Raw genomic sequence first — 13,408 nt, 5'->3', positions numbered from 1 at the left:
CGCTCAGCCCGCGGGCGGTTCGACGTAGATCGGATTGCCGAGCAGCCAAAGGCGGCCATCGGCGCCGCGCACGTTGGCGCGCACCCAGTGCCTTGCGCCATCGCTGCGCCAGGTGAACCGCAGGACCTGCTCATGCGCGCCGGTCGGGATGGGACGGCGTTCCACGATCCGGCCATCCACGATCAGTTCGGCGGTGGCGCCGCCCACCGCGCTGGCGCGCAGGACGAACGCGGCTTCGCCATCCGCGGCCACCGGCAACGCCTGCCCCATCACCGCGCGCACCTGCCCGGCCTCGGCTTCCCAGCTCATCGCGCGATCGCGGCTGCCCTGGACATCGACGAACACCTGGCCCTGGCGGATGCCGTCCAGGATGGCCGGCATCGACAGTTCCGCCGCCCGCACCACCGTGACCGGCGTCCCCAGCGCCGCGCCGCCGGCATCGGTGACCTCCCGCAGCGCATCGTGATTGTCGCTGCCGCCGATCGCGGTGAGCCGGTGTCCGGCCGACAGCTGGCGCTCCCAGAACGGAATGCCCGACCACTCGCTGTCGGCGTCGGCGCCGTTCACCACTTCGACCGCCTGGATCCGCGACAGATCCGTCGTGTCCGGCGCACTCCAGCCGCAGCCCATGCAGGCCTCGCCGGAGGGGCGGATGGGATGATTGATGGAGACGATGCCCTGCCCCCGAGTCTGCGCCAGCACCGCGTTCCAGTCCGGCACCTCGGCCGACCCCACCCTGAAATCCAGCGACCCGATGCTGCCGATCCAGTTGGCATGGCCGCTGAAGGTCGTGATCTCGCGGCCCGGCATCAGCAGCAGGCGATCGAAGTACGGCTGCAGTTCGCGCAGGCCGTTGGCCTGCGACATGGTGTTGTGATCGGTGACGGCGATGAAATCCAGTCCGCGTCGCGCGGCTGCCTGTGCGGTCAGGAACAACGGGCAGGGCACGCGCGTGCCGGCCTGGCTGGCGCAACCGCCATCGCTGTGCGCGTCGTGCATGTGCAGATCGCCGCGATACCAGCCCGCTTCCCCGCGCAGGGGCGCCTCGGCGCGGGTGTCGTCGAACCACACCCGTGCGGTGAAGCGATCGTCCGCATCGGCGCGGACATTCGGAAAGCCCAGCAGCAGCGACCAGGTTCCCGGCGTGATCGGCCCGGGCAGGTAGGAGGGCGTGGCGTCCGTCGCCGATACCGTGAAGCGCTGCTTGTTGCCGCCGCTCCAGCCCCGGAATCCGTCGCGTCCACGGAAGCCGTCCGGCCCCAGCAGGCCGAGATCGACCGTGGTCCGGCGTTCGCGTCCGCTGTACTCGAATTCCACGGTGATGCGGCCGGTGCCGGCGGGCACCTCGAACGGCAGCAGGCGGTAGCTCTGGTGATCACCTCCACGGATGCTGCCTTGCAGGATCCGATCCGGCGCTTCCCCGGCGCGCAGCGAAAGACAGCACAGCAGCAGGCCCAGCAGGGCGACAAGTCGTTGCATCACGGAGTTTCTCCAATGGCGAGGCCCGCGCAGGGATCATCCCCGGGCCGTGGACGGCAGCGGGCGATGCCGCCGCCCGGCAAGGCGACGCGGTATTCGCCGAATCGGGCGTCCGCGTCGATGTAGTCGGTGGATACGATCTGCGCGCCGCTGGCGAAGGCGGCGTCGCGGCGCCGGGCATCGCCGGCGCGCGCTTCCCGGGTGTCGGCGTCGGCGCGCGTGCGCACCAGCAGGCCCGCTGCCAGCGCCTGCCGGATGGCTTCCGCCTGGTCCCGCGGGTCGTTGAGCGTGCGCCAGCCGGCCGCCGCCGAATCCACGCCGGTGTTGACGAACATCACCCGGCCTTCCAGTTGCCTGCGGGCGCCGCGGTACCGCGACACCTTGGCCTCGTCTTCGTCCAGCGCGAACAGGAAGCGCCCGCGCGCCTGGCCCAGCGTCGGCCAGCGTGGAGGGTCGCCGGCGCCCAGCACCTGATCCGGCAGAATCAGTTCGGCCTCGGAAAACACGTCGCGAATTTCGGCATCCAGCGCGTCGAATGCCGCGGTGTCGAATGGCAACGGCTGCACCTGTCCCGGCGCGGACGGTCCGTCCTTGGCATTGATCTGGACGATGATCGGTACATGCCGGGGATGCGCGCGCGACCACGCCCGCAGTTGCCGCAGGCATTCGCGGAACGGCTGGCATCGGCTGCGCCAGTCGATGTCGGCCAGGTGCATCACCTTGAAGCCCGGCTGGCGCATCGATCGCGCCAGTCCGGCCGGTGCATCCGCGTGCGCGAAGCGTCCACCACGCGGGTCGTGGTAGACATCCAGCTCGAAACCGCGCACACCGCGCGCCAACTGTTCGGCCAGCGGACGATGCGCGTAGTCGATGCCGTCCGCGCCACGAGGATCACGTGCGCGGTGCGCCGCCAGTTCGTGGCCGGGCAACGCGCGCTTGTAGCTGTTGTGCGTGGCCAGCAACTGGATGTCGTCCAGGCGCAGGTGCCGATCCATCCAGGCCTGCGCGCACCCGACACCTGCCCCCGCCGCGTCGGCCGCGGTGAAGTCGCAGGCCGCCGACGCCCAGGTCGCCGGCAGCCACAGCAACAGCGGGCGCAGTACCCGCCAGCCTCGTCCCGCCATCAGAACGCGCTCACTAGAAGCGGTACATCAACGCCAGGCGGTACGAACGCCCCAGCAGCGGACGCGCGATGAAGGTGTTGGCACCGGCGTCGCCGCTGGATACCTCGCCCGCGCGCGGGTTGCCCTCGGTCAGTCCCAGCGAGTTGTCCAGGTTGTCGACGTAGGCATACAGCGACCAGCGGTCATCGAAGGCGTAGCTGCCGCTGAGGTTGATCACGTCGTAGGACGGCAGGCGCACGCTGTTGGCGGTATCCACGTAGCGCTCGCCCTGGCGTTCGTAGGACGCCTGCAGGCGCAGCTTGCCACCGGCCAGGTTGAACCCGGGCACCACCCGCAGGCTGTTCTTCGGCACCCGGATCAACTGGTTGCCGACGAAATCGCGCAGCACCGGCTGGCCGTTGACCACTTCGGTATAGCGCAATCCGCGATACTCCGGTTCCTGCACCGTCGCGGTCATAGAAACGTCGAACCAGTCCACCGGATAGTAGGCGGCTTCCAGTTCCAGGCCGAAAGTACGGGTGTCGGCGAACAGTTCCTGCCGGGTCGAAGCCCCCGTGTTCGCATCGAACACGTAGTTGCTGTAGCCGACGTTGTCGTACCTGGTGAAGAACGCCGTGGCGAACAGATCGAACTTCTGGTGGGTGAACTTGTAGCCCAGCTCGCCCAGGTCCATGGTCTGGATCACCGGCTTGGCGGTCGCGTTGGTGATGAACGAACCCAGGTTCGGCAGGCGGAAGGTCGAGGTCCAGCGCGCGAACAGGCCGGAATACTCGTCGAACTGCCAGTTGCCGCCCAGGGTCCAGCCGACCTTGTCGAAGTCCCGGTCGTAGGTCGAGAAGCGGCCGTTGCCGATCCACATCTGGCTGTCGGTGACCGGACCGCCGGCGGTCAGGTTGGGCTGCACACGCCCCTCCACCCAGCCTTCCACGTTGACCTTTTCCCAGCGCACGCCGCCGTCGATGCGCAGCTTGTCGTTGACCTGCCATTCGTCGGCCAGGTAGAACGCGTGCGTCTGCGAGCGGCCGCTGGCGTTCTCCCATTCGTAGCCGTAGCGCCAGATGCCGTTGTCGCTGATGGTGCCCACCGGATTGCCGCTGGCGTCCACCGCCACCAGGTCCAGCAGGCGGGCTTTGTCGCGCGCGTCCAGCAGGACGGTGGAGGAATAGCGATCGAAGTCCTGATCCACCTTGGCGTAGTAATAGCCGAAGGTCAGGTCGTGGGACTGGCTGCCGAACTCGAAACGGCGCGACACCCGCGCGTCGTTCATCAGTTCCTTCACCGGCGCGGTGACGCCGCGCAGGCCGCCGATGACGATCAGGCCGTTGCCGTTCTGGTTGGCCGTGTCGTAGATCTGGCCGCCGTGGGTATAACGGAACTGCAGCGCGGTGGCGCCCGGGTAGCGGGCCAGCAGGGCCAGGTTGTCGCCGTTGGCCAGGAACGAACTGGCGCTCTGCAACGCGTTCGGGAACATGCCGTTGCGCTGGGTCTCGGTGTCGTTGTAGCGCAGGCTGTCGACGAAACGCCAGTCCCCCAGCGTCTTGTCGAACTTGACCGTGAACTGGTCGCGCTTGACGTGGGTGCCCTCGCCGTTGTCGAAATCGTAGATGCCGCCGTCGGCCATGCGCATGCGCACGTGCTCGGTTTCCGGCCCGGCCAGGGTGCCGTGGTTTCCGTCGAAGCCCGGCACCGCGCGGATCTTGCCGCCGATCGTGCGCATCGGAATGCCCAGGTACAGCATCACCTTGTCGTCCATGTGCTTGACGTCGAAGGACAGGCTGCCACCGTCCAGCGCGCGCACCAGGTTCAGTCGCACCTGGCCGCCGTCGTTGGCCTTGAAGCCCGGATCGCGCACACCGTCGTCCTGGCGGTAGTAGCCGCCCAGTGACATTTTCCAGTCCTGGCCAATCGGCGTGCCGACCCAGAAGTCGCCGCGATGCAGGCCGTAGTCGCCGACGGTGTACTTGAACACGCCCTCGGTGCGATCGCCCGGCTGGCGCGGGATGTAGTTGACCGCGCCGGCGGGCGCGTTGGAGTAGAAGATCGAGGACGGTCCGCCACGCACCACTTCGATGCGCTCGGTGGTCTCGTCGAGGCGGAACGCCTGGTCGCCGTTGAGATAGCCCAGCGCGGGGTCGTGCTGCACCGGCATGCCGTCATCGAGCAGGGTGATCGAACCGAAGCCGTCGACCGGCACGCCGCGCGCGCGCACGTTGCCGCTGGCCTCGCCGCCGGACGCCTCGACCCAGAAGCCCGGCACGCTCTTCAGCGATTCGGTGACGCTGGTGGGTGCCTGCAGGCGCAGGCGTTCTTCGTCGATGCCGGTGATCGAATAGCTGGTCTCGGCCTTGCTGCGTTCCTGCACGCCGGCGCGGCCGGTGACAATCACCGTATCCAGTTGCTTGGCGCTGGCGGTCGTGCCCGTCGTGGCCGTCGCGGCGGCCTCCTGGGCATGGGCGGGAAGCAGGCCGGCGGTGAGGCAGGCGCCGGACGCGAGGACGCAGCGAATCGAACCGCCGAGGCGGTGGAGGCGTATGGGCATGGTTGTTTCCTGGGGGAGGAAGAGCGATCGCGCGGCAGTGGCGCCGCGCCGTGATCGACGGGATGTTGGCCAGCGGATATGTCGTCGGGGTGACCGCGGCGGGTCAATCCGATGACCATCGCGACGCCGATCCCGCTTTTCCGGCGCCCCGCGTCGCTCCGCTCACGCACGCCCGGCCGGGATCGGCGATAATCCGCCGATGCCTCACGATACCCACACCGACCCGCTGGTCATTGCGGGAAAAAGCTACCGTTCCCGCCTGCTCACCGGCACCGGAAAATTCAAGGATTTCGAGGAAACCCGCCTGGCCACCGAGGCCGCGGGCGCCGAAATCGTCACCGTCGCGATCCGCCGCACCAATCTGGGCCAGTCGCCCAACGAGCCCAACCTGCTCGACGTGCTGCCACCGGATCGCTACACCATCCTGCCCAACACCGCAGGCTGCTACACCGCCGACGATGCGGTGCGCACCTGCCGGCTGGCCCGCGAGCTGCTGGACGGCCACACCCTGGTCAAGCTCGAGGTACTGGGCGACCAGAAGACCCTGTACCCCGACGTGGTGCAGACCCTGGCCGCGGCCGAGCAACTGGTGGCAGACGGTTTCCAGGTGATGGTCTACACCAGCGATGACCCGATCCTGGCCCGCCGGCTGGAGGACATCGGTTGCGTGGCGGTGATGCCGCTGGCCGCTCCGATCGGTTCGGGCCTGGGCATCCAGAACAAGTACAACCTGCTGGAAATCATCGAGAACGCCAAGGTCCCGGTGCTGGTCGATGCCGGCGTGGGCACCGCCTCGGACGCGGCCATCGCAATGGAGCTGGGCTGCGACGGCGTGCTGATGAACACCGCCATCGCCGGCGCCCGCAACCCGGTGCTGATGGCCAGCGCGATGCGCAAGGCGGTCGAGGCCGGCCGCGAGGCGTTCCTGGCCGGGCGCATCCCGCGCAAGCGCAACGCGTCGGCCTCCAGCCCCATCGACGGCCTGATCGGCTGATCCGATGACCGATCCGTTCTCCAGCCCGGGCGCCAAGACCCCGCCCAAGCCATTCACGGTGGAGGAAGGGCGGCGCCAGATCCGCAGTTTCGTACTGCGCCAGGGCCGCTTCACCGAGGCCCAGCAGCGCGCGTTCGATACGCTGTGGCCGCGCTTCGGTCTGGACTACACCGGCCAGTCGCGCGACTACGACGCGGTGTTCGGCAGGCAGGCGTTGCGGGTGCTGGAGATCGGTTTCGGCAACGGCGAGGCGCTTCGCTTCGCCGCCACCCAGGATCCGGATCGCGACTACATCGGCCTGGAAGTGCACGCGCCGGGCGTCGGCCGGCTGCTGAACGCGCTGGCCGAGGACGGCAGCGATCACGTGCGGCTCTACCACCACGACGCGGTGGAAGTGCTGCAGCACGAGGTCGCCGACGGCTCGCTGGACGAGATCCGCATCTATTTCCCGGATCCCTGGCACAAGAAGCGCCACAACAAGCGCCGCCTGATCCAGCCCGGCTTCGCCGCCCTGCTGGCGGGCAAGCTGCGCAGCGGCGGACGCTTGCATGCGGCCACCGACTGGCAGGACTATGCCGAGCAGATGTGGGACGTGCTCGACGCCACGCCCGGCCTGCGCAACCGGGCCGGCCCGCGCGGACACGTGCCGCGCCCGCCCTGGCGGCCGCAGACCCACTTCGAGACCCGCGGCCAGAAGCTGGGCCATGGCGTCTGGGATCTGGTTTATGACCGGGATTAGGGAATAGGGACTCGGGATTGGACGTCTTCGCCAAATTGCCTGATAACCGTGCCGGCACCGCACTCGGCCCGCGCCACCGGCGCGCCCGCCCTACCGAATCCCGGTTTTCAACGTCCGAATGGACGGTCATCCCGAATATCGAATCCCAGCCGTGATCACCACCGCGCTGACGCTGACCAACGACATGAAGCTCGTGCTCGGGCTGGTCGGCTTCACGATGGCGATGTTCCTGTTCGAGCGCATCCGCGCCGATCTGGTCGCGCTGGTGGTGCTGGTGATCCTGGGCATCACCGGCCTGATCGCGCCGGAGGAAATCTTCGGCGGCTTCTCCGGCAACGCGGTGATGAGCATCATCGCGACCATGATCCTGGGGGCCGGCCTGGACCGCACCGGCGCGCTGAACCGGCTGGCCTCCTGGCTGCTGCGGCGCGGCCATGGGGTCGAGCAGCGGCTGCTGCTGATGACCACCGCCATCGCCGGCCTCAATTCCTCGTTCATGCAGAACCCGTCGGTGATGGCGTTGTTCATGCCGGTAGCCTCGCGGCTGTCCTCGCGCACCTCGCTGTCGCTGCAACGCCTGCTGCTGCCGATCGCCGCGGCCATCGTGATGGGCGGCGCGCTGACCATGGTCGGCAATTCGCCGCTGATCCTGCTGAACGACCTGCTGGTCTCGGCCAACAACAACCTGCCCTCCGGCATGGCCACGCTGGAGCCGCTGCGCATGTTCGCGCCGCTGCCGATCGGCGTGGCGCTGCTGCTGGCCTCGCTGCTGTACTTCCGCTACTACGGCGACAAGAAACTCAAGGACGAAACCGAAACCAGCGTGACCCCGGCGCGCACAGAGAGCTACTTCGCCAATACCTACGGCATCGAGGGCGACGTGTTCGAGCTGCTGGTCACCGCGGAAAGCCCGCTGGTGGGCATGTCGCTGGGCGAGGCCGAGGCGATGCACGACGCGCCGCTGATGCTGGCGCTGCAGACCGGCAACGACACCCGCCTGGCACCGCCGGCGGACATGCGCATCTGGGTGGGGAGCGTGCTGGGCGTGATGGGTTCGCGCCAGCAGGTGGCCGACTTCGCGCAGAACCATTTCCTGCGGATGTCCTCGCGCCTGCGCCACTTCGGCGATCTGTTCAATCCCAGCCGCGCGGGCATTTCCGAGGCGGTGATTCCGCCGACCTCCAAGCTGATCGGCAAGACCGCCGCCGACCTGCGCCTGCGCAAGCAGGCCGGCATCAGCCTGCTGGCGATCAACCGCGACAAGAAGGTGCTGCGCGAGGACGTGCGCAAGATTCCGCTGCGCGCCGGCGACATGCTGGTCTTCCACAGCATCTGGACCGACCTGCACCAGGCCGCCGAGAGCCGCGACTTCGTGGTGGTGACCGACTATCCCAAGGGCGAGCAGCGGCCGCACAAGTTCAAGATCGCGATGACCATCTTCGCGGTCACCATCATCATCGCGCTGACCTCGAAGCTGCCGGTCTCGCTGACCCTGATGACCGGCGTGGCCGGCATGCTGCTGACCGGCGTGCTGCGGATGGACGAGGCCTACGCGGCGATCAACTGGAAGACGGTGTTCCTGATGGCGGGGCTGATTCCGCTGGGCTGGGCGATGGACAGCAGCGGCGCGGCGGCGTGGGTCGCCGGGCACACCGTCGAGCGCCTGCCCGAGGGCATGCCGGTCTGGCTGATAGAAATCGCGGTGGCGCTGCTCACCACCGGCTTCTCGCTGGTGATCAGCCACGTCGGCGCGACCATCGTGATGGTGCCGATGGCGATCAACCTGGCGCTGGCCGCCGGCGGCAATCCGACCGCCTTTGCGCTGATCGTCGCGCTGTCGGCCTCCAACAACCTGATGACCGCCTCGAACCCGGTGATCTCGATGGTCACCGGCCCGGCCAACTACACCTCGCGGCAGATGTGGCGCGTCGGCGGACCGCTGTCGCTGATCTACACCGTGGTGGTGGTGCTGGCGGTCAACGCGCTGTTCTGGTGGAACGGCCGGGCGGGTTGAGGTCGATTGCCTCCCTGTAGGAGCGANCGCGGTCGCGACTTACGTCGCTCCTACACCAGCCGCACCATGCCCTCGACCACCTGCACCGGCACCGCCCGCAGCGAATCGCCGCGGCAGGGACCGGCGACGCAATCGCCGCGTTGCAGTTCGAACGAGGCGCCATGGGCGGCGCAGACCAGCAGGCCGTCCTTGCTTTTCAGGAACTTGCCCGGCGCCCAGTCCAGCCGGCGGCCGGCATGCGGGCAGACATTCAGCCAGGCGCGAACTTCCCCGCCCTGCCGAAAAAGCACCAGAGACTCGCTATCTCCGTCGATATCGGCTTCGACTTCGGCGAACCCGCCGTCTTCTATTCTGTCCAGCGCTATAAGGGCCATGGTCGCCTTAACGAACTTCTCACACCGTCATATTCTTGTCACCGGATACTGCACGCCATCCGGCTCCGGCCGCATTGTGTCACGACCCATCGCCATGTTCGCACGCAGCTTTCAGTTCAACGCCTTCCGTTCCGCCTTCGCTCCGCGCAAGCCCCGTCATCCGCTGCTGCGGCTGGCCATCGGCCTGCTGGGCCTGGCCTTGTTGTGCGTGCTGGTGTTCTTCAGCGTGTTCATCGGCGCGGCCATGATCGCCGCCGGCCTGCTGTACAGGCTGTTCAAGCAGCGCGGCAAGCCGATCGCGCGTGGCGGTGTGGTCGAAGCCGAGTACCAAGTGGTGCGCAAGCCGGTGTTGCCGCTGTCGCACTGACGGCGCGCGTCCTACACTCAGCGGCCGTTTCCCTGCCCGGCACGGCCGGCCGCCGACATGACCGATCTGTTCCCCGCTCCTCCCGTTCCGCGCGTGCCCGTGCGTGGCGGCGGCACGTTTCCCGTGCGCCGTATTTTCTGCGTTGGCCGCAACTTCGCCGATCACGCGCGCGAGATGGGCGCCGCCGCCCCGGCCTCGAAGACGGAGCGCGGGCAACCGGTGTTCTTCCACAAGCCCGCCGATGCCCTCGTCACCGGTAACGCGGATGTTCCCTACCCGCCCGGCACGCAGGATCTGCACCATGAGGTGGAACTGGTTGCCGCGCTGGGCCAGGATGCCCCGGCCGGCGAGTTGGATCCCGCACGGGCGCAGGCGCTGGTGGTGGCCTATGGCGTCGGCCTGGACCTGACCCGCCGCGACCTGCAGGGCGCGGCCAAGGCCAAGGGGCTGCCGTGGGACACCGGCAAGGGCTTCGATCATTCCGCGCCGATCAGCGATCTGGTGCCCGTGGCGGACGTGGGCGATCTCGCGGCGCTCACGCTGACCCTCGCCGTCAACGACCACGTGCGCCAGCATGGCGCGCTGTCGGATCTGATCTGGGACGTGCCGGAAATCCTGCACGAACTGTCCCGGCTCTACGCGCTCAAGGCCGGCGATCTGGTGTTCATGGGCACGCCGGCCGGGGTGGGGCCGCTGGTGGCCGGGGATCGCTTCGCCGCCTCGCTGGACGGCGTGGTCGAAATGCGCGGCACGATCGTCTGATCCCCGTCGTTCGCGCGAAAAACGTGCGGGAGGGATGCGATCTTCACCCGCCACGGTATAGTTTTGCGCCTACGGGCGCTGTCGCCCGGACATGAGGACATCCAGCATGGGCATGATCAGCGAGTTCAAGGAATTCATCGCGCGCGGCAACGTGGTCGACCTGGCGGTCGGCGTGGTGATCGGCGCGGCGTTCGGCAAGATCGTCACCGTGCTGGTCGACAAGATCATCATGCCGCCGATCGGCCTGCTGGTTGGCGGCGTGGATTTCTCCAAGTGGGTATGGACGCTGAAGGAAGCCACCGTCGATGCCGCCGGCAAGGAAATTCCCGCGGTGGTGATCGGCTTCGGCGAGTTCATCAACACGCTGATCCAGTTCGTCATCGTCGCCTTTGCCATCTTCCTGCTGGTCAAGGCGGTCAACCGCCTCTACAAGAAGGCGCCGGACGCACCGGCCGCTCCGCCCGAAGACGTGCTGCTGCTGCGCGAGATCCGCGACGCGCTGAAGAAGTAAGCCACGACTTGTTTCACAATCGGGGAAAGCCGCGGGCTGCTAAGCTCGCGGCTTTCCTGTTTACAGCCCAATTTCCAGCCTGCTCCCAGGGGTACTCCATGCGTCTGACGCCGTTGTTGATCGCCCTCAGCCTGTCCCTCTCCGCTCCCATCGCGCACGCCGCGCAGAAACCCACCCGCATTCCCGACGCCGCCCTGGCCACCGCCGCGCAGCTGCGCGAGCAGGCGCTGGCCGACGACACCGGCTGGAAGGTGGTGGAATCGCTGACCACCGAAGTCGGTCCGCGCCTGGCCGGCAGCGAGGCCGACGCGCGCGCGGTGGCCTGGGCCACCGCCAAGTTCAAGGCGCTGGGTTTTGACAAGGTATGGACCGAACCGGTGACCTTTCCCAAGTGGGAACGCCGCAGTGAGCACGCCGCGGTACTGGGTGCGCATCCGCAGGCGCTGACCATCACCGCGCTGGGTGGCAGCCCCGGCGGCACGGTGGAAGCGGAGATCGTGCGCTTCGCCGATCTGGCCGCGCTGGAAGCCGCGCCCGCGGATTCGCTGAAGGGCAAGATCGCCTTCGTCGACTACCAGATGAAGGCGGATCGTTCCGGCAGCGATTACCGCAACGGCGGCGCGATCCGCTCGCGCGGCCCGTCGGCGGCGATCCGCAAGGGCGCCATCGGCTACCTGATGCGCTCGGCCGGCACCGACAACCATCGCGTCGCCCACACCGGCATCACCCGCTTCGACGACGGCCTGACCCCGGTACCGTCGGCGTCGCTGACCATCCCCGACGCCGATCAGCTCGCCCGCCTGCTGGCGCGCGGCCCGGTCAAGGTGCGGATGGCGCTGGATTGCGGCTGGGATGGCGAGGCCACCTCCTACAACGTGATCGGTGAAATCACCGGGCGCAGCCTGCCCAGGGAAGTCGTGGTCATCGGCGGCCACCTGGATTCCTGGGATCTGGGCACCGGCGCCATCGACGACGGTGCCGGCGTCGCCCTGACCATGGCCGCCGGCCATCTGATCGGACAACTGAAGCAGGCGCCCAAGCGCACCATCCGCGTGGTCGCCTTCGCCAACGAGGAACAGGGCCTGTACGGCGGCCGCGCCTATGCGGAGAAGCACGCCGCCGACGTGCGCCTGCACCAGATCGGCGCGGAGAGCGATTTCGGCGCCGGCCGCATCTACGCCTTCAACACCAGCGCGCCCGAGCATGCCCGCGAGGCCACCCGCCAGATCGCCGAGGCACTGGCGCCGCTGGGCATCGAGTACCAGGCCGACAAGGGCGGTCCCGGCCCGGACATCAGCCCGTTCGCCGCGCGGGGCCTGGCCTGGGGTTGGCTGGCGCAGGATGGCACCGACTACTTCAACCTGCACCACACCGCCGACGACACCCTGGACAAGATCGATCCCAAGGCGCTGGCGCAGAACGTGGCCGCCTATACCGTGTTCGCCTATCTGGCGGCGGAGGCCGAGGGCGGTTTCGGCAGCGAGCCCAAGCAGGTCAAGCCGCCGCAGGAATGATGCTTTCGTCTTCCGTGGATGAAAAAAGAGCGGGCCATTCGGCCCGCTCTTTCGTTCTGCAGGCGATGTTCGCGCCGGATGCCGCGGCGGCCAGCGCGTCGCTCAGCCCCTCGCGAGACGCTGCCGCCACTGGGCGAGGAACACGGCGGTCGCCGAGGCCACGTTGAGGCTCTCCACCGCGCCGGTGCCGGGAATCGACAGGCGCGCATCGCAGGCGGCGGCCATTTGCGGATCCATGCCTTCGCCCTCGGCGCCCATCACGTAGACCAGGCGTTCCGGCAAGCGCGCGGCGAACAGATCGTCACCGCCGCGCACCACCGTGGCGGCCAGCGAGAAGCCGGCGCCGCGCAGTTGCGCGATGGCGTTTGCGGTGTTGCCCAGGCGCACCAGCGGCACTTGTTCCGCGCCACCTTCGGCGACCCTCGCCGCGGCGCCTGACAGCGCCAGTCCACCCTGCGGCGGCAGCAGGATCGCCGATACGCCGAAGTGCGCGGCCGAGCGCAGGATGGCGCCGAAATTGTGCGGATTGCCGACCCCGTCCAGCCAGATCGCCAGCGCCGGACCGGCCGGCAGCGTGCGCAGCCAATCGCCGGCCGAGGTCGGTTCCGCCTTCAGCACCTCGGCGACGATGCCCTCATGGTGCTGGCTGGCGGCGAGCCGATCCAGATCATCCTCGGCTACCACCCGGTAGCCGATGCGCTGCTTCACGCACCACGCCAGCAGCGCCTTGAACGCGGGAATCCGCGCCTCGGTCAGGTAGATCTTGCGGATCGCCTCCGGACGCCGTTCGAACACCGCGCGCACGGCGTTGATGCCATACAGGCGCAACTCGTCGCGCGCGCCCATCGGCGCCCCCATCTGCGCTCCCGCCGACCCGCGCGCGTCATCGCGGGGCTCGGCGGGACGCGGCGCACGCGGCTGGCGCGGACCCGCCGGACGGCCGGTGCCATGCGAGCGCGGCGGTGGCCGCTTGTCCCAGGGACCACTCATG

The 13,408-nt window shown here is 68.4% G+C and carries 12 protein-coding genes; 7 read left to right on the top strand and 5 right to left on the bottom strand.

Annotation, left to right across the window (positions count from 1 at the left end):
* Window positions 1-3: 3 nt before the first annotated feature.
* The 3 genes from ACTJI2_RS09490 to ACTJI2_RS09480 are packed head-to-tail and all read right to left on the bottom strand — an operon-like array spanning window position 4 to window position 5,142.
* Window positions 4-1,479, bottom strand: a complete 1,476-nt coding sequence (locus ACTJI2_RS09490) for a CehA/McbA family metallohydrolase (RefSeq protein WP_440841931.1) — start codon at window positions 1,477-1,479, stop codon at window positions 4-6.
* Window positions 1,479-2,603, bottom strand: coding sequence for a Ca2+-dependent phosphoinositide-specific phospholipase C (locus ACTJI2_RS09485; protein ID WP_440841930.1), 1,125 nt, complete (start codon window positions 2,601-2,603; stop codon window positions 1,479-1,481). Before ACTJI2_RS09485 ends, ACTJI2_RS09490 begins: the two co-directional genes overlap by 1 nt.
* 13 nt (window positions 2,604-2,616) lie before the next feature.
* Window positions 2,617-5,142 (bottom strand): TonB-dependent receptor, encoded by a 2,526-nt coding sequence (locus tag ACTJI2_RS09480; protein WP_440841929.1) that lies wholly within the window; start codon window positions 5,140-5,142, stop codon window positions 2,617-2,619.
* Window positions 5,143-5,341: 199 nt separating this feature from the next.
* Between ACTJI2_RS09480 and ACTJI2_RS09475 the strand changes: the two genes are divergently transcribed.
* The 3 genes from ACTJI2_RS09475 (at window position 5,342) to ACTJI2_RS09465 (ending at window position 8,889) form a co-directional block, all read left to right on the top strand.
* Window positions 5,342-6,136 carry a thiazole synthase gene (locus tag ACTJI2_RS09475; protein WP_203322333.1) on the top strand — a complete coding sequence of 265 codons (795 nt, stop codon included), beginning with the start codon at window positions 5,342-5,344 and terminating at the stop codon, window positions 6,134-6,136.
* Window positions 6,137-6,140: 4 nt separating this feature from the next.
* Window positions 6,141-6,875 (top strand): tRNA (guanosine(46)-N7)-methyltransferase TrmB, encoded by a 735-nt coding sequence (gene trmB, locus ACTJI2_RS09470; protein WP_203322332.1) that lies wholly within the window; start codon window positions 6,141-6,143, stop codon window positions 6,873-6,875.
* 154 nt (window positions 6,876-7,029) lie between these two features.
* Window positions 7,030-8,889 (top strand): SLC13 family permease, encoded by a 1,860-nt coding sequence (locus tag ACTJI2_RS09465; protein WP_440842045.1) that lies wholly within the window; start codon window positions 7,030-7,032, stop codon window positions 8,887-8,889.
* A 50-nt stretch (window positions 8,890-8,939) separates the two neighbouring features.
* Here ACTJI2_RS09465 and ACTJI2_RS09460 read toward each other — a convergent pair whose 3' ends face one another.
* Window positions 8,940-9,263 (bottom strand): Rieske (2Fe-2S) protein, encoded by a 324-nt coding sequence (locus ACTJI2_RS09460; protein ID WP_183644185.1) that lies wholly within the window; start codon window positions 9,261-9,263, stop codon window positions 8,940-8,942.
* 94 nt (window positions 9,264-9,357) lie between these two features.
* Between ACTJI2_RS09460 and ACTJI2_RS09455 the strand changes: the two genes are divergently transcribed.
* The 4 genes from ACTJI2_RS09455 (at window position 9,358) to ACTJI2_RS09440 (ending at window position 12,417) form a co-directional block, all read left to right on the top strand.
* Window positions 9,358-9,630: a hypothetical protein gene (locus ACTJI2_RS09455; protein ID WP_183644189.1), complete on the top strand. Its 273-nt coding sequence runs from the start codon at window positions 9,358-9,360 to the stop codon at window positions 9,628-9,630.
* Window positions 9,631-9,687: 57 nt separating this feature from the next.
* The gene (locus ACTJI2_RS09450; protein WP_440841928.1) at window positions 9,688-10,392 is read left to right on the top strand and encodes a fumarylacetoacetate hydrolase family protein; all 705 of its coding nucleotides are present in this window, start codon (window positions 9,688-9,690) and stop codon (window positions 10,390-10,392) included.
* A 106-nt stretch (window positions 10,393-10,498) separates the two neighbouring features.
* Window positions 10,499-10,903, top strand: coding sequence for a large-conductance mechanosensitive channel protein MscL (mscL, locus tag ACTJI2_RS09445; protein ID WP_183644195.1), 405 nt, complete (start codon window positions 10,499-10,501; stop codon window positions 10,901-10,903).
* Window positions 10,904-11,001: 98 nt separating this feature from the next.
* The gene (locus ACTJI2_RS09440) at window positions 11,002-12,417 is read left to right on the top strand and encodes a M28 family peptidase (protein ID WP_192197310.1); all 1,416 of its coding nucleotides are present in this window, start codon (window positions 11,002-11,004) and stop codon (window positions 12,415-12,417) included.
* 102 nt (window positions 12,418-12,519) lie between these two features.
* Here ACTJI2_RS09440 and ACTJI2_RS09435 read toward each other — a convergent pair whose 3' ends face one another.
* Complete coding sequence (locus ACTJI2_RS09435; protein WP_192197309.1) at window positions 12,520-13,407, bottom strand: TrmH family RNA methyltransferase; 888 nt, start codon at window positions 13,405-13,407, stop codon at window positions 12,520-12,522.
* Between the last annotated feature and the right edge of the window lies 1 nt (window position 13,408).

The organism is Pseudoxanthomonas sp. 22568 (assembly GCF_052044485.1).
Taxonomy (GTDB): domain Bacteria; phylum Pseudomonadota; class Gammaproteobacteria; order Xanthomonadales; family Xanthomonadaceae; genus Pseudoxanthomonas_A; species Pseudoxanthomonas_A beigongshangi.
Note: the sequence above shows the minus strand (reverse complement) of the source record. Positions and strands in the feature narration are given on the sequence as shown.